This is a genomic window from Janthinobacterium sp. GW821-FHT03A03, from assembly GCF_059421435.1.
Window position 1 is genome coordinate 20,024 of sequence record NZ_JBWKUZ010000002.1, and the last position, 23,520, is coordinate 43,543.

A 23,520-nucleotide genomic window follows, 5' to 3' on the forward strand; every position below is an offset into this window, starting at 1 on the left:
GACACTGGTATCGGCGCCGAGGCGGACGCAGGGTCCCGAGGCCCCAGCCGTTCGCCAGTGCCAGCCGCCCCGGCTACGCGCCGGCTGGACCGGCCATGGTCCCGCCGGCGCGCCGTCAACCTCGGAGCACCTCGGAGCACCTCGGAGTTCGGGACCATGGACGCGGCTGCCGGCAGGGCATCCAGGCCCGGCTTGCGATGCAGCCGGCAGCCGGCAGCCAGCTGGTGGAGCCGGGCGGGCGCCTTTCAGCGCGGCACGGGCGCCGGGGTCGGCGCGGGCGGTTCCGGCACGCCGTCCTTTTTGCTGTTGAGCACTTTTGGCGTGCCGCGGAAATCGGCCGTGTGCAGGGTGACGGGCCGGCGCCACACGCGGGCGATGTAGGCCAGCACCTGCTGTGCGCGCTCCAGGTCCAGGCCGCGGCCATCGCGCTGGTGGTCATGGCGCAGCACCAGGCTGCCGTCATCGTTGAGCAGGGTGACGGCGATGCACGGCGCGCCGTAATTGTACTTGGGCGCCAGGATCGCTTCGCGGATGGCCGCCAGTTCGCGGCTGGCCAGCCGCGTCTCGCCATCGCGGCGGCTTTCATGCACGAACAGGCCCAGGCGGTCGGCCAGCTCCGCGTCCAGGTAGTTGCGGATGAAGCTGAAATCGTCGTCATCGCGGCAGATTTCGCGCGCGCGCGCCAGTCCCTGCCTTTCGATGATGCGCTCCCACATGCAAAAACCCAGGTGGTAGGGATTGACGGCCAGCGCCAGTTGATGTTCTCCCGCATATGGGCGCACGACGTCGGAATGGGACTTGATGGCCGACAGGTACAGTTCCGGCGGCAGGAAGCGCGCTTCGCGCAGCAGCCGCGCATGCCAGTAGGACGCCCAGCCTTCGTTCATGATCTGGCAGGCATACACGGGGTAGAAATAGAACGATTCCTCGCGCACGGCGAGGAAGATGTCGCGCTCCCAGTCGGCCAGTTCCGGGCCGTAGCGGGCGATGAACCACAATACATCATATTCGGCCTGCGGCGGCAGCAGCGGACGCTGCGCCAGCCGCCCGCGCACCGCCTCGTGCGCCGCCAGCGCGGCCGCTTCGCCTGGCAGGCGCCGGTAGCGCCGCGCGAAGGGACCGGCGTCGCCCGCATCGGCGCCCTGGCCGGCATCGGCCGCGCCGCCCGTGTCGGGGTAAGGAGGGCGGTGCAGGGCGGCGTGGATGTCGACGTGCTGTTCCAGGGCCAGCGCCGCGTCGAGCACGGCCTCGACCTGGTCCTGCCCGTGGCGCTGCAGGGCCGCCTCGATGCGGCGGGCACGCGCCGCGCTTTGTTCGAGGATATTCTTGCCGGCCATGGCGCCGAAGCGCAGGAACAGTTCGTTGCGGCTGGCAAAGTCGGCGTGGCCCAGCACATGCGCCGTGACGAGGGTGTTTTCGGCCACGGAATTGTGTTCGGCCATGTAGGCGTGGCAGGGATCGCCGGGAAACATGACTTCGAAGATGTGCGAGTTGCCCATCTTCTGGTGTACCAGCTGGTGGATGTAGCGCACGCCGAACGACCAGTGGCGCATGCGCACGGGCAAGCCATAGATGGCGATCTCGGCCATGAAGCTGTCGGGCACCAGCTCGAAATCGACGCGGGGAAACGCCAGCCCCAGTTCCCGCGCCAGCGCTTCGATGCGGGCCGCGTAGCTGGCCAGGGCGGTGCTGTCGCCGGCGTGGCCCGTGGCATGCTCGTGCGTGGCATGGCGGCCGCTCATGCCGCGTCCTCCACGCCGGCGCTTTCGTGGCGGAAGAAGGTGCGGATGGCGGCCCATACGTCGTCCGGCCGGGCCAGTATGCTGCTGTGCAAGGGCAAGCCCTGGCGTTCCTGCTCGGCCCACAGCCGGTGCATTTCCGTTTCCAGGCTGTGTGCCGTGCCGGGCACGGTTTCCACATAGCCCATGTAATTGAGCAGGGGCGCCAGGTCCCCGAGCGCCCGGCTGGCCGCGCTGCGGTCTTCGCTGAAGTTCTCGCCGTCGGACGCGTAGAACAGATAGGCATTGTAGCGGCCGGGCGCATAGTGTTGCTGCAACAATTCATGGCTCAGGCGGAAGGCGCCGGACGCCATGGTGCCGCCCATGCCGTTGACCTGGAAAAACTCGGCCTCGGAGAATTCCCAGGCCCGCGTCGTATGGGCGATGAAGCGCGTTTCCACCCTGGCATAGCTGCGCCGCAAGCCCTGCAAGGCAAAGAAGAAGAAGGACTTGGCCAGCTTGCGCTCGGCCTGCGCCATGCTGGCCGACACGTCGAGCACGAAAAACACGACGGCGTTCGCGCTGGGGCGCGGCAGCTGGCGCACTTGCCGGTAGCGCAAGTCGTCATTGGTGAAGGGCACGGGCCGGGCCTGCAGGGCGCGCCGCTTGATGGCTTCCTTCACGGTGCGCCGCCGGTCCAGGCGCGAGCGCGCGCCATGGCGGTCCAGGCCGGCGCGCTGCAGCTGCACCTCGTCGATGGCGCTCAGGTGGCGCGGTTTCAGGTGCGGCAGTTTCAGCTCGTCCCACAGCCAGTCGAGGATGTCGTCGACGGCAAATTCGAGCAGCAGGCGCACCTCGCCCTCGCCATTGCCGCCTTCGCCCTGCGCTTCGCCATCGCCCGCGCCGGCAGGACGCGCGGCGCGCAGGATATCGCCGGGCTGGCCTTCGCCCTGGCCCGCGCCCACGCTGTTGCGCGCCGGCGCTAGGCGGAAACGCGCGTGTTCGAGCAGGCGCACGGGCACTTGCACGGTGCGCTGCTGCGGTCCGCCGATCAGGTCAGGGCCGGCGATGAGCTCGGGCAAGTGCGCCTGCACGGCGGCGCGCACCTTCTGGTTATGGCGCAGCCAGTCGCGCGCGCCGCGCGAGAACAGCGCATACCAGGGCTGGGCCAGGGTGCGCCCGGGTGCGGCCGCTGCGGCCCCCGCCGCCGGCGCGGCGTCCCGTCTGTCCCTGTCTGGCGTGGTGGCGGCGGGCATGGTTACTCCTGGGCCAGCAGGGTAGTGACATAGTTGAGCGCTTCGCGCGCGCTGTGCGCGTCGTAGCCGTACTCGTCGACGAGGCGCTGCTCGACGGCGGAAATCTTCGCCCGCACGTCGTCGTCGGGGCGCTTGGCCGAGCTGACGAGGCGCAGCACGTCGCGCCGCTGCTCGAACAGATATTGCTGCACGGCATCGTTGAGCTGCACATGGCTGCCCAGGCCGAACGCTTCGCCCCGCTTGAAGGCGCCCATGGCCTTGCGCACCACTTCCTGACGGAATGATTGCTTGCCAGAATCACTGATCTGGATCTTTTCTTCCACGGCGCGCAGGAAGCGCTCGTCGGGCCGCCGCTCCTCGCTGGTGATGGGATCGCGGATCTGCCGGTTGTCGAGCATGGCTTCGACCTCATCGAGATATTTGTTCAGCAAGTCCTGCGCCTCGTGCTCGAACGAGACGAACAGGGCCTTGTGCACGTCGGCCTTGACCCAGCGGTTATAGAAGTCCTTGCGCGTGAGCACGAGATAATCGATCCACTTGCGCTTGCGCCGCGGTTCGATGCGCGCATCGCTCTCGATGCCGTCCTTCAGGGCCAGCAGCACGTCCATGGTGCTCAGGCTGTTGCGCTGGGCGGCGATGATGGCGTGCGACAGGGCGTTGATGACGAAGCGGGGCGACACGCCGGCCAGGCCCTCGTCGGGCGCCTTGTCGCGCTCGCGGATGCGCCTGACCTCGGCATACTGCAGGTCATCGACATCTTCATCGGCATAGACGCGCAGCTTCTTGACCAGTTCCGCTTCCTTGTCGTCGCCCTCGGGCAGGCGGCTCAGGATGGCGAACACGGCCGCCGCGTGCAGCACATGCGGGTCCAGGTGCACGCCATGGAAGGCGGGCGCGGCCGACAGGATCAGCTTGCGGTAGATGCGCGCTTCCTCGCGGTAATTGAGGGTGTAGGGCACTTGCACGATGACCATGCGGTCGAGCAGGGCCTCGTTTTCACTTTCTTGCAGGAATTTGCGAAATTCCGCCAGGTTCGTGTGCGCGAGGATGGTTTCATCGAGGTAAATCAGGGGGAAGCGCGACACCTTGACGTTCTTTTCCTGGGTTAATGTCAGCAGCAGGTACAGGAATTCGCGCTTGACCTTGAGGATTTCGATCATTTCCAGCATGCCCCGGCTGGCCGCGTAGACGGCGCCCGACCACGACCACGCACGCGGGTCGCCCTCGTCGCCGTACTGCGCCACCTTCGACAGGTCGACGGAACCGACGAGGTCGGCCAGGTCGGCCGTCGTGGGGTCGTGCGGCGCATACGTGCCGATGCCGCAGCGGCCCGCTTCCGAGATATAGATGCGTTCGACGGGCATGCGCAGGAAGTCGCCCGCGTACTGCTCTTCCAGGCGGGCCATGCAATGGGGGCACAGCTCGCCGTGCAGCTCGAGCTCGTAGCTGGCGCGAAAACCCGCGCGCATGCTGTGTGGCACCAGGTGCAGCGGCGATTCGTGGACGGGACAGCCGGCGATGGCGTACAGCGCGCCTTCGCTGCTGTGGCTGTACTCTTCCAGGCCCCGCTTGAGCAGGATCACCATGGTCGACTTGCCGCCCGACGGCGGGCCCAGCAACAGCAGCATGCGCCGGCCCACCTCGGAACCGGCGGCGGCCGCCTTGAAATACGCGGCCACGCGGTCGATGGCTTCGTCAATGCCGAACAGCTCGTCGTCGAACAGGCGGCAGCGGAAGCGCCCGCTGCCGTCCGTGTCGCCGTTCGAGCGCATCATGTCCCACAGATACTGGTGCGCGCTGCGCGCCAGCAGGGCGGCGCCCGTGGGCAGGATGTGTTCGAGGAAGTCGCCAAAGCTGCCGCGCCAGGGGTTGCCGCGGTGCTGCGCCGCATACGCCGCCAGGCCGTGCATGAAGCGGTTGCGCCGGTCTTCGCCGTCGGCCTGCTCCCGGCCGTCATGGCGGTCGGCCTCGTCCGCCTGCGCCGCCGGCGCGGGCGCATCGTTGTCGCTGGATAGGCGTGTCTTACCTGGGCTCGTCATCGTTTCTCCATCCTTGCCGTTGCCGTGCACTGCCGTGGTGCAGGCCATGCTCCCAGCCTGCCGATCCAGTATACGGCGCGCAGCCTAGTTGCACGCCTGATCTGGCTCAAGCCAGAAAAGGGAACTATTTCCAGCGCAGTTGGCACAGGGGCGGGCCGCCCGTCCTGCGCCGGCGCCCATTCAATCCAGATCAATACCGTCCGCCACAGCCGGCCCACACTGAACGTTCGCAGCGACCCAAGAGGAGAACATGATGATCGGCAATGACAACGGTTTCAGCGCCCCGCCGGGCAGTGCGCCGGGCAGGGGACAGAGTGCGGACGATGAAGAAGCGCCGCAGCAGTTTGCCGCGCCGGGCGATGACGACGGCCATATCGAGAGCGCGTCCGTGTCGGAGGTAGCGGACGCCTTGAGCGGCGTCAGCATGGAATTACTGGAGATCAAGCGCAGCATCGAGGACGGCATGCGCCAGGCCATATCGCAGGCGGCGGGCGTGCGCGCGGCCGACGCCTTCAGCGATGCGGGCAATATCCAGGGCGTGTCCATCGGCCTGGGCGAAGGCGCCAGCGACAGCTCGTCCGGCGAACCGGGCATGCCGGCGCTGACCGTGTACGTGGCCGAGCCCACCTCCGTCGACCGCGCCAAGGCCGCCATCGTGGGCGCCATGGGCGTGCGCGCCGTGGCCAGCGACAAGGCGCCCGTGAATATCGTCGTCACGGGCGTGATCGACGCGCAGCCGCACCGTTTCCGCTTGCGTCCGGCGCCGGGCGGCGTGTCGGTCGGGCATTTCCGCATCACGGCCGGCACCATCGGCTGCCTGGCCGTGGGGCGCACGCCGCCGCGCAACACCCGCCTGATGATCCTGAGCAACAATCACGTACTGGCCAATTCCAACGGCGGCGTGTTCAACGACTGCATCGTGCAGCCGGGCCCCATCGACGGCGGCCGCTGCCCGCAAGACCAGGTCGCCGTGCTCGAGCGTTTCGTGCCCATCAATTTCAGCGGCGGCGTCAATTTCGTCGATTGCGCCACCGGCTGGGCCTGGCCTGACCGCGTGCGGCCGGAACTGGTCTACCTGAGCGGCGGCGTGCCCGCGTATTTCCGTATCAGCAATGCGCTGGTGGCGCCCGCGCTGGGCATGCTGGTCGGCAAATCGGGACGCACGACGCAATTGACGCAGGGCCGCGTCACGGGCCTGGGCGCCACCATCAACGTCAATTACGGCGGCGGCAGGATCGCGCTGTTCCAGGACCAGATCGCCATCACGGGCGTGAGCGGCGCCTTCAGCGCGGGCGGCGATTCCGGCTCGTCCATCTGGACGTGGAACCAGCAGCGCAATCCCGTCGGCCTGCTGTTTGCCGGCGGCGGCAACATCACGTTCGCCAACCAGATGCGGCGCGTCGTGGCGGCGCTCGACATCAGTCTGTACACCTGAGCGTTACGCAGGCGGGCAGCGCCGCCGCATGGCGCGGCGGCCTTGCACTAGGCGGGCTTTTGCACGATGATGATACGGTCAGGTGCAGTATCGGAAGGGGTTGTCATGTCAAACAGTAAATTCATGGAGTCGCCCTACGGCGTCTTCGAAGATGCCGCCATGCCGTATGTCCCGGAGGGGAGCGGCGACCGGGACCCATATGGCGGCGGCCAGCCGGCAGTTGACGCGCAGCACAGGCGCCTGGAAGCGGCCAGGCGGCGCAACGAGCGGGCGCTGATGGCCATCGACGGCGTGGAAGGCGTCAGCCTGGGACAGACGGCCCTGGGCCGCGACGCCCTTGTCGTGTATCTGCGCGACTCGTCCGTCAAGCGGCGGGTGCCGCTGCAGGTCGAAGGTTATCCGGTGGAAACGAGCATCACGGGCCAGATCGATATCCAGCGCTGACAGCAAAGCCGGCCTGGCGGGCCTGCACGCCGCGGTGCGCTGCGGCGGCAGCGGCGCATGGCCAGTTGCCAGGCCTTGCGGCCGAGGTTCCCGCTGCCGGCTGTCAGCCTGCCTTACTTGCTGAGCCGGCCGATGGCTTCTGCCACGCCCGCGCCGTAGGCGGGGTCGCACAGGGTGCAGTTGCCGATGTGGCGTTGCTTGACCTGCTCCGAGGCGCCCGAGATGGCGCGCGCCGTGTTGTCGAACAGCGCCTGCTGCTGTGCCGGCGTCATCAGCTGGAACAGGGCGCGCGGCTGCGAGTAGTAATCCTCGTCGACGCGGTGGTTCCAGTGGTCGGCCGCGCCCTCGATGCTCAATGGCGGCTCGCGGAAATCGGGCTGCTCGGCCCATTGCTGTTCGCTGTTCGGCTCATAGCCCAGCGTTCCCCCCTGATTGCCGTCGACGCGCATCTGGCCGTCGCGGTGGTAGCTGTGGAACGGGCATTTCGGCGCGTTGACGGGGATATGACTGTGGTTGACGCCGAGACGGTAGCGCTGCGCGTCGCCATACGAAAACAGACGGCCTTGCAGCATCTTGTCCGGCGAGAAGCTGATGCCGGGCACGACGTTGGCCGGGTTGAAGGCCGCCTGTTCCACTTCCGCGAAATGGTTGTGTGCATTGCGGTTCAGTTCCAGCACGCCCACTTCGATCAGCGGGTAGTCGCCGTGCGGCCATACTTTCGACAGGTCGAAGGGGTTCAGGTGGTACGTGCCCGCCTCTTTTTCCGGCATGATCTGCACGTACAGGGTCCAGCGGGGGAAATCCCCGTTTTCGATGCTTTCATACAGGTCGCGGTGCGAGCTTTCGCGGTCCTTGCCCACCAGCGCCTCGGCCTCGGCGTCCGTCAGGTTTTGTATGCCTTGCTGGGTTTTGAACGTGAACTTGACCCAGAAACGCTCGTTTTGCGCATTCAGGAAGCTGAAGGTATGGCTGCCGAAGCCGTGCATGTGGCGGAAGCTGCGCGGCAAGCCACGGTCGCTCATCACCACCGTCACCTGGTGCAGCGCTTCGGGCAGCGAGGTCCAGAAGTCCCAGTTGCTGTTGGCGCTACGCAAGCCGGTGCACGGGTCGCGCTTGATGGCGTGGTTCAGATCGGGGAATTTCAGCGGGTCGCGCATGAAAAACACGGGCGTATTGTTGCCGACGAGGTCCCAGTTGCCTTCTTCCGTGTAAAACTTCAGGGCAAAGCCGCGGATGTCGCGCTCCGCGTCGGCCGCGCCCCGTTCGCCGGCCACCGTGGAAAAGCGCGCGAACATGGAGGTTTGTTTGCCCACTTCAGCAAAAATCTTCGCCCGCGTGTAGCGCGTGATGTCGTGCGTGACGGTAAACGTGCCATGCGCGCCCGATCCCTTGGCGTGCATGCGGCGTTCGGGGATGACTTCGCGGTCGAAGTGGGCCAGTTTTTCCAGGAACCAGACATCTTGTAGCAGGGCGGGGCCGCGGGGGCCGGCCGTCTGGATGTTCTGGTTGTCGACAACAGGCGCGCCAAAGGCGGTGGTCAGCTTTTTCATTGGACTCTTTCTTTATAGGGAGGACGACGGACGAGTCAGGGCCTGCCCAAACACTGGCTGGGCTGAGCATTGCAACGCTCACCTTGGCTGGTCCAGAGTAACAAATTTCTAAAAAGCAAATACAGTGTGCCACTTCGGGGCGTGCTGCTTCCCCGCCGCCTGTTGAAAGGCAGCATGATCATCATAGCTCGTCAGCCAGGTCTAGCCCAACACGGTAGACCTGGCGCAAAGGGCGGCGTGACTGCGCAGCGCGTCAGCGGTAGCGGGACCAGTTGGCGCGCAGCCACGCCAGCACGGCCGCATGGCCCCGTATCCTGGCCGGCAAGTGGCGCTGGATCAGGCGCTCGCATTTCAAGGCCGTGGCCAGGCTGCCGCCGGACCAGCTGTTGCAGCTGTACAGCATTTCATACCATTCGTGGCGGTTCAGCAGGACGCTGTCGGGGATGGCGCGCCGGGCCGGGTCGTCGCCGTCCGCCGGGCCGTCCGGATAGCTGAACTGCAAGTCGCTCTTTTTCATGGGACCCAAGCGGTAATCTGCCATGCCTGCCTCGCGTTGAGATTGCGCACGACCACATGTGCGTGCCAGGCAAGCTTATGCCTGCGGCAAGCATTCCACTGAGCAATATGGGCTGGCCTTGATTTGCCTTAAAACTTGTTCCAGTTATTGTGCCGGTGCTCCGTCGCTTCCTTCATCAGGTGGCCCGCGCGCAGGGCGTCGTCGGCCTGTACCGTCATGGCCAGTTCCTGGATGGCGGGCGGGTACTCGTGGTGGGCCGCTTCTTCCAGCAGCTCACGGCCCTTGGCCAGGTCGCGCGGCACGCCGCGGCCTTCGCGGTAGGCGTTGTACAGCAGGAACATGGCGTGTGGATTGCCCAGTTCGCTGGACTTGGCCAGCCAGTGCGCGGCGATCGCGGCATCTTTCGGCACGCCTTCGCCGTTGGCGGCCAGCAAGCCCAGCATCAGGGCCGCCTTCGCATGGCCTTGCTGCGCCGCCTGCCGGTACCATGGCCAGGCCTGGGCCGGTGCGGCCGCTCGCAGCATCTGGCCCAGTTCGAACGCCGCTTCCGTGTCGCCGGCGCGGGCGGCCTGCTCGAACAGGCTCAATGCCTCGGCGCGGCGCTCGGGCCGGGGCTGGTAAATCAGCGCCAGCTCGCGTTTGGCGACGGGCATGTCCTTGCCGGCCCAGCTGCGCACGCGGCGCTCGGCCTGGTGGTCGTCCGCCTGGCGCGCATGCATGGCGACGGCTTCGATTTCGGCCGCCGTGGGCGGCGGCGAGGACTGGCAGGCGGCCAGGACGCCGGCCAGCACGAGGGCGGGGAGGGAGAGCGCTTGTTTCATCTGCATCAGCTTTCATCAAAACAGGCCGGAACTGCGGCAGTCCCGGCCCAAGGACCTTATTTGCTCAGGTCGATGCCGTACTTGGCAAAACCGCTGGCGTCGAGTCCGCCTTCGGACGCCACATTGGCAATGCCGCTGCTCTTCGCCAGCGCCAGGTGACCGGGCGCCGAACGCAGGATCACGGGGCCGGCCGTGGCCGTCTTGACGAAGCTCCAGCTGCGCGCGCTGCCATTGTTGGCCAGAGTCACCTTGCCGCCCTTGGTGCTCAGCGACGCCAGGTAGTTGCTGACCACGGCCTGGTTGGCATCGGGCGACTTGATGATGGTCTTGCTGCCGTCAATGCCGGGCACGGCGCCGCCGCCGCCGGCGCGGTAGTCGTTGGTCGCGACGATGAAGTCATCGCCGTCGGCCACCGCTGCGCCCTTGTACGTGAGGTTGACGATGCGGCTGCCCGGCTTCTTCGTCACGTCGATCTGGTAGGTCAGCGCGTTGTTTTCCGCATAGAACACGTCATAGTTGTAAATCGTGCCATACGACGGCACCAGGTCCTGCTCGGCCGTGGCGTTCGGATCGATCTGCGCGAATTGCTTGGCCGACGTTTCCAGCCAGGCCTTCAAGTCCGCTCCCTTGATTTTCACGGCTTGCAGGTTGTTGTTGCTATATAAATACAAATCGCCCGGATTGCGCACTTGCAAGCCGATCGGCGCGGCCGGCGAGGCGCCGGACGCCACGTCCGTGAAGTCCGACGGCCCGTTGCGGCCCGCCTTGAACGGCGCGCTGCACGAGATGACGGGGATGGTCTTGTAGCTGGACAAGGTGGCATCCGTGCTGGTGGCGATGAAATTTTTCACGTAGTCGAGCTGGGCCTGGTTGACCAGCTGGATGGCGCTCACATCGCCCACCAGCGCAAAATACGCGGACATCTCGAAATCCGTGCTGATGCCCAGCGGCTGCTTGGCGTAGGCGATGGTGGCCGCGTGTTCGGTGGCCACCAGCGGCGCGATGGCCGGATCGGCTTTCACGAGCGTCTTGCCATCCGTGTATTTGAAACCGCGCGATTCGACCGTCGTCCTGGCCGGCTGCACCACCCAACGCCCGGACTGGAAGGCGAGGGTCAGCTTGATGATGCCCAGGCGGCGGCCCCAGCTTTGCGCCATGACGGTCGGCACGCCGTTGACAAAACCGTTGACGGCGTCGATCCTGGCGCTGGCCGGGAAGGCGGCAAACGAGGCGTCCAGCGCGGCCGCGCCTTCTTCCTTGCCTTTCGGGAAGATCAAATGCGAGTGGCCTATCATCAGCGCGTCGATGCCCGTGCTGGTCAGGTGATAACTGCCGTTTTCCATCTTCGGGCTGTAGGCGCTGGTGTCCAGGCCGCCATGCGACAGGGCCACGACGATATCGGCGCCCTTGCTGCGCAATTCCGGCACATACTGCTTCGCCGCTTCCTGCACGCCCGTCACGCTGACCTTGCCGGCGAGCACTTTCTGATCCCACTCGAGGATTTGCGGCGGAACAAAGCTCAGCACGCCCACATTGATTTTGACGTCGAGCTTGCCGCCATCGGGCTTGACGGCCGTGAAATCGCGGGGCAGCACGGTGTAAGGCTGGAAGATGGGCTTGCCGCTGGCCACGCCGACGACGTTGCTCAGCACGGAAGGGAAGGCGGGCGCGCCGCAGTTGCCCGCCGGCTTGGCCACGCCCGGTATGCCAAAGTCCGTGTTGGTGATCTGGCTCAGGTAAGCGAGGCCATAGTTGAATTCATGGTTGCCCATGCCGCCCGCGTCGTATTTCAGCGCGTTCATGGCTTTGTGCACGGCCAGGGTGCCGGAGCAGGGCACGGGCGCGGCCACGGCCTGCAGGTCGGCCAGCAGGGTGCCCTGGATGACGTCGCCATCGTCGAGCAGGACAGTGTTCGGATTTTCCGCGCGCGCCGCCTGGATCAGGGTCGACGTGCGCTCCAGGCCCAGGCTGGTGTCTTCGGCCAGCGCGTAATAGTTATAGCTGAGCACATTCGAGTGGATATCCGTCGTTTCCAGCAGCGCCACGGTGACCGTCGTGCCCTCTGGAATGACCAGCGCCGTCGTCGAACTGCCGTTGCAGCCAGTCAAACCCACACTTGCCAGCGCCGCCAGCATGACCCAATTTGTTTTCATTACCGCCCTCGGAAAGATTCAAAGGACGCGACTGTAACGCCGCCATATGACGCGGCGATGACAGCCGTGCAAGTCGCGTGGATGCTGGGCTGCGCGCGATGGCGCGGCTGCCTGTCAATGGGCCGGCAGTTTTTTCAGCACTTCATTGCTGAAGTAAGGCTCGTCTTCTACCCAGAAAATATAGTCGAGGTCCAGGTAATGGCGGGCAAAATCGAGCAGATCGTCGACTGAATTTTTTTTCCCGGTACGGGGATTGATCTGGCGCAGGTTGCCGTCCTGGACTGCCATGCCCTTGACCAGGCGCCCAGGATAGTCCCTGATAAAGCCGTAGCTCTGGCCCATATGGCTTTTCCGATACGGCATCAGGTCAGGACCGCCCACGCCCATCTGCAGCGCTTGCGCTTGCGCAAACAGGCTGCGCATATAGCCCTTGTCGCTCCACGGCAGCCATTCACCGGGCAGAAAATTCAAATACACCATGGTGGTGGTGCGGGGAAAAGCCGCGGCCAGGACCTGCATGTTCTCCTTGATGGCGTCCACATAGTGTTGCGGCTTGAAATCATCGGGGAACGTCGTATTGCCTTGGCTGTCTTCAACGCCGATGTCGATCGAGCTTTCGCTGAAATTGATGCCCTCGATCTTCCCGTCAAATTCCTTGCCCAGCGCCCGGATCAGGCGTTGATAACGCTCGCGTACCGGCGCTTCCCACATTTTTGGCGACCAGCCATATTCGTCATCCGTCACCGCTTTGTTCGGGTCGCGCTCCGGCGCCGAAAGCATGCTCTGCTTGATGATGCCGCCCCGGTAGCGCGGATCGCCGAGCAGATAGGCGGGCACATTCTGGCGCGGCGTGAAGGATTTTTCCTGCAGTTGTATCCACAGCTTTTTTCCGATCGAGTCGAGATAGCTGATGTCGTGGCGGATCGTCGCAAAATCGTAACGGTCCTGTTCCGGCTCCAGGCTTCGCCAGGTGTACACGATCTGGGCGCCGCTGAAGCGCGCATCGTGCAATGCCTTATCCGAGCGTATGTTTTCCCCGTCCGGTTCACGGTGATTGAAGTAAATATAGTGCTTGATCGGGGGCTTTATTTCCGCGGCAATCGCACTGCCCGTCATCACCATAACTAGTGCGAAAAACGTTGCATGGCTGCGTAAGATCATCGATTCCTTGAGCTGTGAGAATGTAGCCGTTCCGTCGCCAGGCGCTCGCTTCGATAGCGTGGCCGGCGCAATGCCACTATAGCACCCTGAAGCGCGTGGCCTGGACTGCGCGGCGTGTTCAGGATGACAGGTGACGATTATCATGCCAATGCAACTAAGTTGCATTATAATTCGCCAATGCAATTGAACTGCATTTGCATCCACCATCATGCACCCACCAATTCGAAGGATTCCCCATGCCCCAGCGCAAACTCCCTGTCACCGTCCTGTCCGGCTTTCTCGGCGCCGGCAAGACCACCTTGCTCAACCACATACTGCGCAACCGCGAAGGCAAGCGCGTGGCCGTCATCGTCAACGACATGAGCGAAGTCAACATCGACGCCGCGCTTGTCCGCGATGGCGCCGAGGCGGCCGGCGCAGCGCTGTCGCGCACGGAAGAAAAACTCGTGGAAATGTCGAACGGCTGCATCTGCTGCACCCTGCGCGACGATCTGTTGCAGGAAGTGCGGCGCCTGGCTGCCGAGGACCGTTTCGATTACCTGCTGATCGAATCGACGGGCGTGGGCGAGCCGATGCCCGTGGCCGCCACCTTCGACTTCGAGGACGAGCACGGCGACAGCCTGAACGACGTGGCGCGCATCGACTGCATGGTCACCGTCGTCGACTGCGCCAACCTGCTGACGGACTTTCATAGCGAAGACAGCCTGGCGCAGCGCGGCGAGATCGCGGGCGAGGGCGACGACCGCCAGCTGGCCAATTTGCTCACGGAACAGATCGAATTTGCCAATGTCATCGTCCTCAACAAGGTCGACATGGTGGCGGCGGCCGAGCGCCTGCGGGTGCTGGCCATTTTAAAAGCCTTGAATCCCGGCGCGCGCATCCTCGAAACCAACCAGTCCGTCGTGCCGCTCGACGCCATCCTGGGCACGGACTTGTTCGACCTGGAGCAGGCGGCCGCCATGCCGGGCTGGGCGCAGGAGCTGGCCGGCAGCCACACGCCGGAGACGGAAACCTACGGCATCAGCAGTTTTGTGTACCGCGCCAAGGAGCCGTTCCACGCGCAGCGCCTGCACGACTACATTTCCCGGCCAATTCCCGGCGTGCTGCGCAGCAAGGGATACTTTTGGCTGGCCAGCCGCCCCGAATGGGTGGCCAGCCTGTCCGGCGCGGGCAAGCTGATGAATGTCGAACCCGTGGGCCTGTGGTGGGCGGCCGTGCCGCAGGAGCGCTGGCCCACGGATGCGGCATCGCTGGCGGCAGTCAAGGCGGGCTGGAGCGAGACGTATGGCGACCGCTACCAGGAGCTCGTCTTCATCGGCCAGGACATGGACCAGGCCGCCATCGAGGCGGACTTGAGGAAATGTCAACTCAACACCACGGAAACGCGCCAGGGCATGGCCGGCTGGCGCCAGCTGCCCGACCCGTTCCCACTATGGCAGCGGATGGAAGAACTCGAAGATCTAGCTTGACCGGGAGCGCGCCATGACAGAATTGATCCCCGTCACCATCATCACGGGTTTTCTCGGCAGCGGGAAAACCACCTTGCTCAAGCGCATATTGCAGGGCGATCACGGCATGCGCATCGCCGTGATCGAAAATGAATTCGCCGCCGAAAGCATCGACCACGGCTTGCTGGTGCAGGACAGCGACGAGCAGATCGTGGAAATGAACAATGGCTGCATCTGCTGCAGCGTGCGGGGCGACCTGATCCGCATCCTGGGAGAATTGCACGCCAGGCGCAGCGCCGGGGCGATCGCGTTTGATCATGTGATCATCGAAACGACGGGCCTGGCCGCACCCGGTCCCGTGGCGCAGACCTTCTTTGCCGAGCCATCCGTCAGCGAGTGCTATATGCTCGACGCCATCCTGACGGTGGTCGATGCGCGCCATGCGCAGCAGCAATTGACGGTGCACAGGGAAGCGCAGGAGCAGGTGGGCTTTGCCGACCGCATCCTGCTGTCGAAGACGGACCTGGTCGGCAAGGATGAACTGGCCGCGCTGCGCCAGCGTTTGATCGCCATCAATGGCCGCGCCGGCATACAGAAAGTGCGTTTCGGCAATGTGCCGCTGCGCGACATCCTGAACATCCGCGGTTTCAACCTGAACGCCATCGTCGAGCTGGAGCCGGATTTCCTCGGTGAACTGGGCCACCGCCATGGCGACGGCGTGCAATCGTTCGTCTACCACCAGTCCCGGCCCCTTGATCTGCAGCAGGTGGAGCATTTTCTCGATGCCGTGGTGCAACTGTTCGGCAGCCAGCTGATGCGCTACAAGGGCATTTTATATGTTGCCGACCTGCCATGCCGCGCCGTCTTCCAGGGCGTGCACATGCTGATGGGCTCGGAACTGGGCGCGCCGTGGCGCGACGGGGAAACGCGCGCCAGCAAGATCATTTTTATTGGCCGCGACTTGCCGCAGGACATGCTGATCCGGGGCCTGGACCGCTGCGTGCTTACGTCAGCCAGCCCGGCCCAGCCGGCCGCATGAGCGTGGAAGCGCTCTTGCCGTCCTGGCGCTGCTTTTTATCCTCGGCATGCGGCACGGTTTGGAGCCGGACCACCTGGCCGCCGTCAACGGCCTGACCTTGCGCAGCCAGGCCGCCGATCCGTGCTGGGACATGGCCTCGCCGTGCTGGCCATCGTGGCCGTCGCCGCCCTGGCGTCGCGGCGGTTTTCTCCTGCGCGCACCGTGCTCGGCCCGCTGGATGTCGTGCGCGCGTTGCGGCGCCGCCTGGGCTGGCCCATCGTCGCCGTCTGCGTGGCCATGCTGCTGCTGATGGCCATCCTGTACGGCTGGACCTTGTACGGCTTGCGCCGCGTGCGTGCATGAGGGCAGGGCGTGGGTATAATGGCAAAAAACTGCCGACTCCTCCCATGTCCACACCCGATATCGTCATCCGCCAGCTGACGCCAGCCGACAGCGCCGCCTTTTGCGCGCTGCGCCTGCGCGCCATCCAGAACTCGCCCAGCTCGTTTTCCTCGTCGCGCGAGGACGAGCTGGCCCGCACGCCCGAGGAACACGTGCAGCGCATCGCCGGCGGCGCCATGCAGCGCGCGTTTGGCGCCTTCGACGGCGGACGCCTGGTCGGTTTTGCTGGCCTGCGCCGCGAAGCCATGCGGCAGCTGTCGCACAAGGCCTTGCTATGGGGCGTGTTTGTCGATGTGCCCCAGCGGGGCAAGGGCGTGGCGCGCCGGCTCGTCGCCGCCTGTATCGCGCTGGCCGAGAACGACCCGGCCATCTTGCAGGTGCATTTGAGCGTGAATGCGGAAAACAATTCGGCGCGGCAATTGTATGAATCGCTGGGCTTCATCCGCTACGGCACGGAGCCGAGGTCCATGCGCGTGGGCGAGCTGTTTTATGACGAGCATCACCTGGCCTTGCTGCTCAAGTGACGGAAGCAGGCGGAAACGCTATTTGCAGCGCGGGCACAGGCCCTTGATCAGGTAATCGACCTCGTCGCCGCTGAAGCCTTCGGGCAGGGCCACGGGCGTGGGCAGCTTGACTTCATTGAAGCAGGTGACATTGGCGCACTTGGTGCACTGGAAATGCGCGTGTTCGTGCGCCTGGTGGCCGGCGCCCGCGCTGAAGCGCCACACCTGGTCGGCGCCCGCGATGCGGTGCACGAGTTCATTTTCCGTCAGCCATTCCAGCACGCGGTACAGGGTAACGGAATCGATATCGCTGTCCTGCGACAGCGCCTGCTGGATTTCATGGTGGGTCAGCGAACGGCTTTGCGCCATTAAAAAGTCGAGCACCTTCACGCGCGTCTTGGTGACGCGGGCGTTGGTGTTGCGGATCAGCGATTCGGCTTGCGGTGTAGAAGAAGATGTCAACATGATATGGCCTGCTTACGGGTGGACGGGCGGGCGGCGTGATCGCCGTGCCCCTGGCACCCTCTGGGCCATATCTTAGCATGCGTGCCGCGCCGCATGAAGACGCGTCATGGTTTGCACGTCAATTCGGCATGCCGGCGCCGCCAGCATGCCCGCGATGGCGGGCCGCGCCAGCGGCGCCGGACGCGCCACGGCTCAGGGCGCCGAACATTCGGCCCTGGCCATGGCGGCGATCCATGCGCTCAACATGGCGTTCGCTTCCGCGTGATTCGAGGCGCGCCCGATCACGGGCATGACCGATTCCGAATCCGTATGGCTGGTGCGGTACAACAAGATGGAGGTTTCCGGCGAGCCCGGCACGATATCGTACTGGTACGGTAGTCCCGGCCCGCCGTAGGCCAGCGGCTTCTTGCAGATGCCGCGCTTGATCGCGTCAACCTGCGGATTGGCCGTCTGCTTAAAGCCCAGCAATAGTCCGCTTTGCTGGGCCTGGCCGGTGGTGGAATGACAGTGCGCGCAGTTCGCTTCCAGGTAGGCTTGCGCGCGCGCATCGAGCGTTTGCGAGGCATCGCTCCAGTCGGCCGCCCTGGGCGCGGCGGCAGCGCCGGTATAGCCGCTCAACAAACCGAGGTCGTTGAGATTGTCGAGCTGGTTTTTTGCACCGGCCGCATACACATACGTCTTGTTGAGGTTATGCGCCTTGGTGCCTATCGGCAGCAGCTCGCCCCCGCCAGCCGAAGTGGTGGCGTGGCATTGCTGGCATTGCTGTGCGCTCGGTACTTGATAGCTGATTTTCTGGCGCGATCCATTCTCGCTGAGCAGTTCCACGCGTTTGACGGCGCCGCCGATTTTCAGCGTGGCGTCTTTTTGATCGTCATCCCACACGTAAGGCAGGCCCAGCCAGCTGCCGTCGGCCTGCTTGACCAGCAGGCGGGTTTCGATCAGGTGGTTCTTGCCCAGGTCGATGGAGTCGCCCTGTACCGTCTGGTGGCTGACCGCCTGGGCGCCGATGTAGCCGGCGTCGCTGCCTGCCGCCTTCGGGTAATAGAAAGTCTTGACGATGACCGCGCCATTGGGAAACGCAAAAGGATCGGCGCCATTGCCGTTATAGCTGATCTTGCCGCCCCTGGGGACATAAATGGCGCGCAGCTTGCTGGAGTAATCGGAAAACAGGGGGCTGTTCAAATCATACGCCACGGTGGCGGCATTGAGCCGCATCAACTTGCCATCGCTCCGCACCAAATTCCAGCTCGATAATTTGTCCGGCGCGGTGGTGCGTTCAAACAGTTTCACCTCGGCGGCAAGGCTGTCGTCCCCGGCGGTCTTGCCGCCGCCGCAGGCGCTGAGCAAGCTGATGGTGAGCAGGAGGGGGCAAAGTGCGGCAAAAAAGGTCGATCTGGTCTTCATATCATGGACTCCTGACGCGCAAAAGTGGATGGCAAGCATAGTGCGCCCTGTGGCGCGGGCACGCGCTGCGGCCCTGGCATGCCTACTTGATGATCGGAAAGGCTGGAATGGCTGGCAGCGTCAATTGACAATGCATGCGCGGCGCGAAAGGAAAGGCCGGCTGCAACAACCCGGCGGGGATGCCGGCTATCGCTTCGGGCGGCGTTTCCCCCGCCGCGACGGACGCGCCCAGCTTGAGCCCGATGAGATTGATATCCAGTGTTTCATAGGAAATCACGGCGTCGACGACGGGCGTATCGAGCGCGGTGTTGTTCATGATGCAAATGCGGCTGTCATCATTGGCCACGCCGCCGATGCCCAGGCCGCCCATGCCGGGCAAGGGGATCAGGCCGCTGCTTCTGGCCGGATCGAGGATGCCGTCCCACACGCCGTACGGCAGCAGCGTCGGCAAGCCGTTCGATGCCAGCTGCGCGAACAGGCCGTCGACCAGCGGTTTGAGCTCCTTGCCGAATGCGCCGCCGGGCGCGTGGCCCGAGGCCGAGACGGTATTGCCGTAGGCATACAGGCCATGGATATACGGGTTGTAGTCCGGGTCGTTGATGGCGAAACCGGTCGCCTGATAGCTGAGCGCCAGGATGCTGGTGGTCTGATGGTTCTTGATGACATTGTTTTTGATTTCGGTATTGTCCGCCGCCAGCACCATGATGCCGGTGCCGACGGGCACCGATGTGACAAAGCCCGTGGCATTGGCGGCGACCGGCGTATTGTTATCGTGAATATTGTTGTTTTGTATCAAAACCCCGGCCCCTTTTTTGAAGCGATAGGTGCCGGGTAGCGAGAACACCAGCACGCCGCCCGTGTTGTCATGCAAATCGTTGTTCTCCACGATGGCATTGAGCGAGTTTTCTATCTCCACTCCCGCCACGTTCAAATACACTTCATTGTTGCTGACACGGATGTTTTGCGATTGGCCGACATAGATGCCCGCATCTTCCGAACCGATCACTTTGCTGTTCCTGACGATGATATTGTCGGAGTTGACCGGATAGAGGCCATACGCCATTTTCGACGTGCGGGTCGGGTCGGTGGTCCACTCCGCGCGCAAGCCATCCATGGTCACATTGCTCGACGCCGAAACAAACACGGCATTGCCGGCCGCGTCTTCCACCGCGAAATTTTTCAGCGTGATGGTCTTGACATTGCTGACCTGCAAGCCGTTGCGGCTGCTGGCGTCCCTGAAGGACAGGATCGTGTCGCTGGCCGGATTGCTGCCGCTGCCCTTGCCGATGATCGTCACGCCGCTGGTGTTCATGATCAGGGGACGGTCAAAGTGGAACTTGCCGGCCGGCAGCATGACGGTGGAGCCTTCCCTGAGACGAAACAGCAGATTGCTCATGTCGCTGTCATTCATCTGCGCGGCCGTGACGACGACGTCCAGTGCCGGCGGCGGCACGACAGCGGCAACGGGCTCGCTGGAACTGCCGCCGCAACTGGCCAGCAGGAGCATGGCGCTCGCGCATGCAATGGTGGGACAGCGGCTGAGGCGCGGTGGTTTTTTCATGCAATGTCTCCCTTGTTGTATGGCGGTTTTTATCTTTTTATCCATATTTATGCGATGATTATAGTTCTGCCCTTGTCTTTTCCTAGTGACAGAAATGGCCTAAATATGTGCATTTCATGCCAAATTTCGGGAGCTAAAATGTTGCATTGCATTATTTAATGAGCCACCGGAGCGCGACCATTTCGGTGGGGCTGGCGAGCGATCTGCTGGCGGGACTCGATCCCGCTTCGGACCTGGTCAGGACCGTCCTGGCGCGCGCCAGGATTGCTCCCGAACTCTTGCTGGAGCAGGGGGGGCGCATTACGATAGAGCAATTTTCTACCTTGCTGCGCCAGACGGCGCTCCTGCTCGACGACGAAACCCCGCGTTTCTTTTCCCGCCCCCTGCGCAACGGCACGCTGAAGTTTCTCTGCCTGGCGATGCTCGACGCCCCGAATCTGGATATCGCGCTGCACCGTTTCGTCCGCTATTTCCGCTTGCTGCTCGATGACATGGGCTTTGAGGTCGCGCGCGGCAAGCAGCTGACCCGTATTGCCCTGATCGAACATGCGCCGCCACTGGGAGGGCGGGTGCTCGTGCATGAGCTGATGCTGAAACTGGTGCATGGCCTCGCTTCCTGGATGATAGGGCGCGAGATACCGCTGGCGCGGGCCGATTTTGCGTTCCCCCGGCCGGCGCGGGTGGCGGAATACGTGTACCTGTTTCCCGGTCCCCTGTATTTCGAGCAAGCCCAGACCGCGCTGTACATCGGCTCCGGGCATCTGGGCGCGCCATTGCGCCAGGACAAGAGTGCGCTCAACCAGTTCCTGCGCAATGCGCCCGCCGATTGGCTATATGTGCCATTCAATGACAAGATCCTCACGCACCGGCTGCGTGACCACCTGGCTTCGCGCCTGGCCGATGTGACGAGCATCGCTTCCTGTGCGAAGGCGCTGCATTTTTCCGTCCGCACGCTGTCGCGGCGCCTGGCCGGGGAAGGCAGTTCGTTTCAGACAGTAAAGGATGAGTTGCGGCGCGACATGGCGATTGTGCAGCTGATCAAGAGCGATTTGACGATCGCGGCGATAGGGCAGAGCCTGGGCTTCGATGACCCCACCACGTTCAGCCGGGCGTTCAAGCTATGGACCGGCAGCGCCCCCGGCGTCTACCGCCGTCTCGGTGGCTGCGAAAAGTGCCGCTGAACGGCGCGGCTGGCCGCCATCTCAGGGCTTGAAGGTCCAGTAGCGGCCCGCCACGGTGTCGACGGGATCGAGAAAGCGCTCGTCGGCGCGGGCATTGTTGCGTATCAAATAAAACATGTCGGACAGGGCGGAGCGCTTTTCCGCAAAGTATGCGTGCTTCATGAAGCTCGTGTCGACTCCCGTGGCGTCGATGGTTTCCACGCCGGCCACGATCAGCATGCCGGCGCCGCTGTCGCCCGCGCGCGGGTAGCCGTGCACGGCTTTCGAGGCGGCCAGCGCCAGGTCTTGCGACGAGGCATACAAGGTGACGGGATGGCGCGCGCCGGCCAGTTTCGGCGCGATGTCGTGCTTGAAGATGGCGGCGTCGATGTCGGGCGCCGTCAGGATGATTTCCGTGATCTTTTGCGCCAGCAGCGGCTGCGCGCCCATCAGCTCGGCCACGGCGCGCGCCAGGCCCCGGTTGCCCATGCTGTGGCCGATCAGGTAGACCTGCGCCGCTTCCGTGTTGGCGAGGAAGTCGGCCAGGAAGGCCGTGATGTGGGGCGTGCTCCATTCGATATTGTTTTCATCGACGGTGTAGGCGGCGATCTCGCCCCTCGACGGCCAGCTGTAGAACACGGGCGCGCCGTCAAAGCCCAGGTCGTAGGCCATCTGCCCCGTGCGCCGGGCCGCGTCCTCGAACGTCACGTTGTAGCCGTGGATAAAGATAAATGCGCTCTTGCCGGCCGAAGCGCGCACCTGCGTCTTCAAGGCGGCGAAGAAGTTGTCATGGTCCAGCACCGTGGCGTCGAGCAGCACGACGTGCTTGGCCGGGTCTTCGCGGAACTCCAGGCGCCACAGCGACGGCGATTCCAGCTGGCCCATGCGGTGGTCGCGGGGGATGCTGACGTCGCAGCTGCCATAGCTGAGCGGTCCATCGTTGCCGCCATTGCCTCCCGTGAGGCTGCGCTCGCTGCTGAAGCGCTGGGCCGGCGGCTTGCCCAGGTCGCGCTGGCGGTCCGTGGCGAAATACACTTTGACCACCGCATAGTTCGACACGACGGCGCTCTTGTCGGCGGGCGCGGGCGCCGCTTCCACCTCCGGCAGCGGTGACGGCGGGCGCTGCAGCGCATCGAGCAAGCCTTGCGCGGCAAACAGGGTTTGCATGTCGTCGGGAACCTTCGCCGTAGCCAGGGCGGCCGACAGGGCCAGTTGCAGCTGGCTATTGCCCGGTTCGGCCTCCAGCGCGGCGATGGCGGGCAGGATGGCGGCGGCGGCGTCGAACTTGGCGATGGCCAGCTTCAGGCGCTGATAGTGGCTGGCGACGGCTTCCGGCGCGTGGCCGGGCGCGCCGTGTTCGATGGCCGCGACGACGGCGGAAGTGATCAAGTCCATGCGCCACCTGCCTCTCTGATTAATATGAATTAAATATCAACTCATATTGCCATAAAAGCACGCGGAAAGCGACTTGTCCAGCACTGCGCGCAACCGGTGCGCGGCAGATCAATGTTGCTTGTCGTCGCTGAACTGCTGCGCCAGCGATTGCGGGGGCGCCGCCGTCACGCCGCCGCTCACGTGCCCGGGGATGGCCACGCGCACGGGCTTGCCGTGCATGTTGGCGGACGACAGCACATTCGCCGCGGTTTCCGGCGCCGCGTTCCACACGGGATCGGCGATGCCTTCGAACACCTGCTTCAGCTGTTCGCCCCAGGTGTCGCGGAGCATGCGGAAGTACTGGTTCTTTTCATCGATGGCGACGAAGCGCGTGACGGCCAGGCTGCCGGCCGTGTAGACGAGCAAGTCCAGCGGCAAGCCGACGGAAATGTTCGAGCGCAGGGTGGAATCCATGGAAATGAGCGCGCACTTGGCCGCCTCATCGAGGCCGGTTGCGGGATTGATCACGCGGTCGATGATGGGCTTGCCATACTTGGCTTCGCCGATCTGGAAATACGTGTTTTCATCGTGCGACTCGATGAAGTTGCCGGCAGAATACACCTGGAACAGCCGGCAGCGCTCCGCTTGAATCTGGCCGCCCACGATGATGCTGACATTGAAATCGATGCCGCAGTCGGCCAGGGCCTTCGCTTCGCGCTGGTGCACGGCGCGCACGGCGTCGCCCACGATGCGGGCCGCATCGTACATGCTGGCCACGTTCCAGATGCTGCGCCCGTCCGCATCGACGTGGTCGGCGACGATCTGGCGGATGGCTTGCGAAATCGATAAGTTGCCGGCCGTCATCAGGACCAGCATGCGGTCGCCCGGGTTCTCGAACACGCTCATCTTGCGGAAGGTGCCGACCTGGTCCACGCCGGCATTCGTGCGGGAATCGGACAGGAAGACCAGGCCTTCGTTCAGGCGCATGCCTATGCAGTAAGTCATTGTCGTAAATCAAATCAAAAGGGGTCGCATTCTACACCAGCCGGGGCCAGGCTATCCGCCGCAAGCCCCGCCCAGCCTCGTTCCTG

The 23,520-nt window shown here is 64.3% G+C and carries 20 protein-coding genes; 7 read left to right on the forward strand and 13 right to left on the reverse strand.

Features of this window, described 5'->3' with window-relative positions; translation table 11 throughout:
- Positions 1-245 precede the first annotated feature (245 nt).
- Genes AC07VI_RS06610 through AC07VI_RS06620 form a run of 3 tightly spaced genes read right to left on the reverse strand, consistent with a single transcriptional unit; the run spans position 246 to position 5,013 of the window.
- Positions 246-1,742 carry a SpoVR family protein gene (locus AC07VI_RS06610; protein ID WP_099420058.1) on the reverse strand — a complete coding sequence of 499 codons (1,497 nt, stop codon included), beginning with the start codon at positions 1,740-1,742 and terminating at the stop codon, positions 246-248.
- Positions 1,739-2,974 carry a DUF444 family protein gene (locus tag AC07VI_RS06615; RefSeq protein ID WP_086146214.1) on the reverse strand — a complete coding sequence of 412 codons (1,236 nt, stop codon included), beginning with the start codon at positions 2,972-2,974 and terminating at the stop codon, positions 1,739-1,741. The genes AC07VI_RS06610 and AC07VI_RS06615 overlap by 4 nt, the downstream gene beginning before the upstream one ends.
- A gap of 2 nt (positions 2,975-2,976) precedes the next feature.
- Entirely contained in the window at positions 2,977-5,013 is a 2,037-nt protein-coding gene (locus AC07VI_RS06620) for a serine protein kinase (protein ID WP_492994083.1), read from the reverse strand.
- A 250-nt stretch (positions 5,014-5,263) separates the two neighbouring features.
- Here AC07VI_RS06620 and AC07VI_RS06625 point away from each other — a divergent pair, with 250 nt between their 5' ends.
- Both AC07VI_RS06625 and AC07VI_RS06630 read left to right on the forward strand, forming a co-directional pair.
- Positions 5,264-6,448, forward strand: coding sequence for a chymotrypsin family serine protease (locus tag AC07VI_RS06625; protein ID WP_492994085.1), 1,185 nt, complete (start codon positions 5,264-5,266; stop codon positions 6,446-6,448).
- A gap of 105 nt (positions 6,449-6,553) precedes the next feature.
- Positions 6,554-6,892, forward strand: coding sequence for a hypothetical protein (locus tag AC07VI_RS06630; protein WP_139842518.1), 339 nt, complete (start codon positions 6,554-6,556; stop codon positions 6,890-6,892).
- Between the two features lie 113 nt (positions 6,893-7,005).
- Here the strand turns inward: AC07VI_RS06630 and AC07VI_RS06635 are convergent, their stop codons facing one another.
- The 5 genes from AC07VI_RS06635 to AC07VI_RS06655 form a co-directional block, all read right to left on the reverse strand.
- On the reverse strand, positions 7,006-8,442 hold the full coding sequence (locus AC07VI_RS06635; RefSeq protein ID WP_492994087.1) for a catalase: 1,437 nt from the start codon (positions 8,440-8,442) through the stop codon (positions 7,006-7,008).
- Positions 8,443-8,695: 253 nt separating this feature from the next.
- Positions 8,696-8,959 (reverse strand): hypothetical protein, encoded by a 264-nt coding sequence (locus AC07VI_RS06640; RefSeq protein ID WP_494808780.1) that lies wholly within the window; start codon positions 8,957-8,959, stop codon positions 8,696-8,698.
- Between the two features lie 128 nt (positions 8,960-9,087).
- The gene (locus AC07VI_RS06645; RefSeq protein WP_492994091.1) at positions 9,088-9,786 is read right to left on the reverse strand and encodes a tetratricopeptide repeat protein; all 699 of its coding nucleotides are present in this window, start codon (positions 9,784-9,786) and stop codon (positions 9,088-9,090) included.
- 50 nt (positions 9,787-9,836) lie between these two features.
- Complete coding sequence (locus tag AC07VI_RS06650; protein WP_099374514.1) at positions 9,837-11,933, reverse strand: bifunctional 2',3'-cyclic-nucleotide 2'-phosphodiesterase/3'-nucleotidase; 2,097 nt, start codon at positions 11,931-11,933, stop codon at positions 9,837-9,839.
- Positions 11,934-12,047: 114 nt separating this feature from the next.
- Entirely contained in the window at positions 12,048-13,094 is a 1,047-nt protein-coding gene (locus AC07VI_RS06655; RefSeq protein ID WP_492994093.1) for a hypothetical protein, read from the reverse strand.
- A 236-nt stretch (positions 13,095-13,330) separates the two neighbouring features.
- On the opposite strand from AC07VI_RS06655, the gene zigA reads away from it, so the two are divergent.
- From zigA to AC07VI_RS06675, 4 genes are all read left to right on the forward strand, one after another.
- Positions 13,331-14,563, forward strand: coding sequence for a zinc metallochaperone GTPase ZigA (zigA, locus tag AC07VI_RS06660; RefSeq protein ID WP_492994095.1), 1,233 nt, complete (start codon positions 13,331-13,333; stop codon positions 14,561-14,563).
- 13 nt (positions 14,564-14,576) lie between these two features.
- On the forward strand, positions 14,577-15,581 hold the full coding sequence (locus AC07VI_RS06665) for a CobW family GTP-binding protein (protein WP_492994097.1): 1,005 nt from the start codon (positions 14,577-14,579) through the stop codon (positions 15,579-15,581).
- 120 nt (positions 15,582-15,701) lie between these two features.
- Positions 15,702-15,923: a hypothetical protein gene (locus AC07VI_RS06670; RefSeq protein ID WP_099420053.1), complete on the forward strand. Its 222-nt coding sequence runs from the start codon at positions 15,702-15,704 to the stop codon at positions 15,921-15,923.
- Between the two features lie 44 nt (positions 15,924-15,967).
- Complete coding sequence (locus AC07VI_RS06675; RefSeq protein ID WP_086146224.1) at positions 15,968-16,486, forward strand: GNAT family N-acetyltransferase; 519 nt, start codon at positions 15,968-15,970, stop codon at positions 16,484-16,486.
- 18 nt (positions 16,487-16,504) lie between these two features.
- Here AC07VI_RS06675 and AC07VI_RS06680 read toward each other — a convergent pair whose 3' ends face one another.
- From AC07VI_RS06680 to AC07VI_RS06690, 3 genes are all read right to left on the reverse strand, one after another.
- Complete coding sequence (locus AC07VI_RS06680; RefSeq protein WP_076572177.1) at positions 16,505-16,930, reverse strand: Fur family transcriptional regulator; 426 nt, start codon at positions 16,928-16,930, stop codon at positions 16,505-16,507.
- Between the two features lie 192 nt (positions 16,931-17,122).
- Positions 17,123-18,334, reverse strand: coding sequence for an SO2930 family diheme c-type cytochrome (locus AC07VI_RS06685; protein WP_492994100.1), 1,212 nt, complete (start codon positions 18,332-18,334; stop codon positions 17,123-17,125).
- A gap of 82 nt (positions 18,335-18,416) precedes the next feature.
- Positions 18,417-19,895: a parallel beta-helix domain-containing protein gene (locus tag AC07VI_RS06690; RefSeq protein WP_157792337.1), complete on the reverse strand. Its 1,479-nt coding sequence runs from the start codon at positions 19,893-19,895 to the stop codon at positions 18,417-18,419.
- A 158-nt stretch (positions 19,896-20,053) separates the two neighbouring features.
- Between AC07VI_RS06690 and AC07VI_RS06695 the strand changes: the two genes are divergently transcribed.
- Positions 20,054-21,076 carry an AraC family transcriptional regulator gene (locus AC07VI_RS06695; protein ID WP_492994102.1) on the forward strand — a complete coding sequence of 341 codons (1,023 nt, stop codon included), beginning with the start codon at positions 20,054-20,056 and terminating at the stop codon, positions 21,074-21,076.
- Positions 21,077-21,097: 21 nt separating this feature from the next.
- Here AC07VI_RS06695 and AC07VI_RS06700 read toward each other — a convergent pair whose 3' ends face one another.
- Together AC07VI_RS06700 and AC07VI_RS06705 are read right to left on the reverse strand one after the other, a co-directional pair.
- Positions 21,098-22,450 carry an alpha/beta hydrolase gene (locus tag AC07VI_RS06700; protein ID WP_099420051.1) on the reverse strand — a complete coding sequence of 451 codons (1,353 nt, stop codon included), beginning with the start codon at positions 22,448-22,450 and terminating at the stop codon, positions 21,098-21,100.
- Positions 22,451-22,558: 108 nt separating this feature from the next.
- A complete protein-coding gene (locus AC07VI_RS06705) occupies positions 22,559-23,434 on the reverse strand; it encodes a proteasome-type protease (RefSeq protein ID WP_099420050.1) in 876 nt (291 codons plus the stop codon).
- Positions 23,435-23,520: the final 86 nt, after the last annotated feature.

Coding starts and splice junctions, on each gene's coding strand:
- AC07VI_RS06610 (WP_099420058.1), bottom strand. CDS start 1,742: ATGAGCGGCCGCCATGCCACGCACGAGCATGCCACGGGCCACGCCGGC.
- AC07VI_RS06615 (WP_086146214.1), bottom strand. CDS start 2,974: ATGCCCGCCGCCACCACGCCAGACAGGGACAGACGGGACGCCGCGCCG.
- AC07VI_RS06620 (WP_492994083.1), bottom strand. CDS start 5,013: ATGACGAGCCCAGGTAAGACACGCCTATCCAGCGACAACGATGCGCCC.
- AC07VI_RS06625 (WP_492994085.1), top strand. CDS start 5,264: ATGATGATCGGCAATGACAACGGTTTCAGCGCCCCGCCGGGCAGTGCG.
- AC07VI_RS06630 (WP_139842518.1), top strand. CDS start 6,554: ATGTCAAACAGTAAATTCATGGAGTCGCCCTACGGCGTCTTCGAAGAT.
- AC07VI_RS06635 (WP_492994087.1), bottom strand. CDS start 8,442: ATGAAAAAGCTGACCACCGCCTTTGGCGCGCCTGTTGTCGACAACCAG.
- AC07VI_RS06640 (WP_494808780.1), bottom strand. CDS start 8,959: ATGAAAAAGAGCGACTTGCAGTTCAGCTATCCGGACGGCCCGGCGGAC.
- AC07VI_RS06645 (WP_492994091.1), bottom strand. CDS start 9,786: ATGCAGATGAAACAAGCGCTCTCCCTCCCCGCCCTCGTGCTGGCCGGC.
- AC07VI_RS06650 (WP_099374514.1), bottom strand. CDS start 11,933: ATGAAAACAAATTGGGTCATGCTGGCGGCGCTGGCAAGTGTGGGTTTG.
- AC07VI_RS06655 (WP_492994093.1), bottom strand. CDS start 13,094: ATGATCTTACGCAGCCATGCAACGTTTTTCGCACTAGTTATGGTGATG.
- zigA (WP_492994095.1), top strand. CDS start 13,331: ATGCCCCAGCGCAAACTCCCTGTCACCGTCCTGTCCGGCTTTCTCGGC.
- AC07VI_RS06665 (WP_492994097.1), top strand. CDS start 14,577: ATGACAGAATTGATCCCCGTCACCATCATCACGGGTTTTCTCGGCAGC.
- AC07VI_RS06675 (WP_086146224.1), top strand. CDS start 15,968: ATGTCCACACCCGATATCGTCATCCGCCAGCTGACGCCAGCCGACAGC.
- AC07VI_RS06680 (WP_076572177.1), bottom strand. CDS start 16,930: ATGTTGACATCTTCTTCTACACCGCAAGCCGAATCGCTGATCCGCAAC.
- AC07VI_RS06685 (WP_492994100.1), bottom strand. CDS start 18,334: ATGAAGACCAGATCGACCTTTTTTGCCGCACTTTGCCCCCTCCTGCTC.
- AC07VI_RS06690 (WP_157792337.1), bottom strand. CDS start 19,895: ATGAAAAAACCACCGCGCCTCAGCCGCTGTCCCACCATTGCATGCGCG.
- AC07VI_RS06695 (WP_492994102.1), top strand. CDS start 20,054: ATGAGCCACCGGAGCGCGACCATTTCGGTGGGGCTGGCGAGCGATCTG.
- AC07VI_RS06700 (WP_099420051.1), bottom strand. CDS start 22,450: ATGGACTTGATCACTTCCGCCGTCGTCGCGGCCATCGAACACGGCGCG.
- AC07VI_RS06705 (WP_099420050.1), bottom strand. CDS start 23,434: ATGACTTACTGCATAGGCATGCGCCTGAACGAAGGCCTGGTCTTCCTG.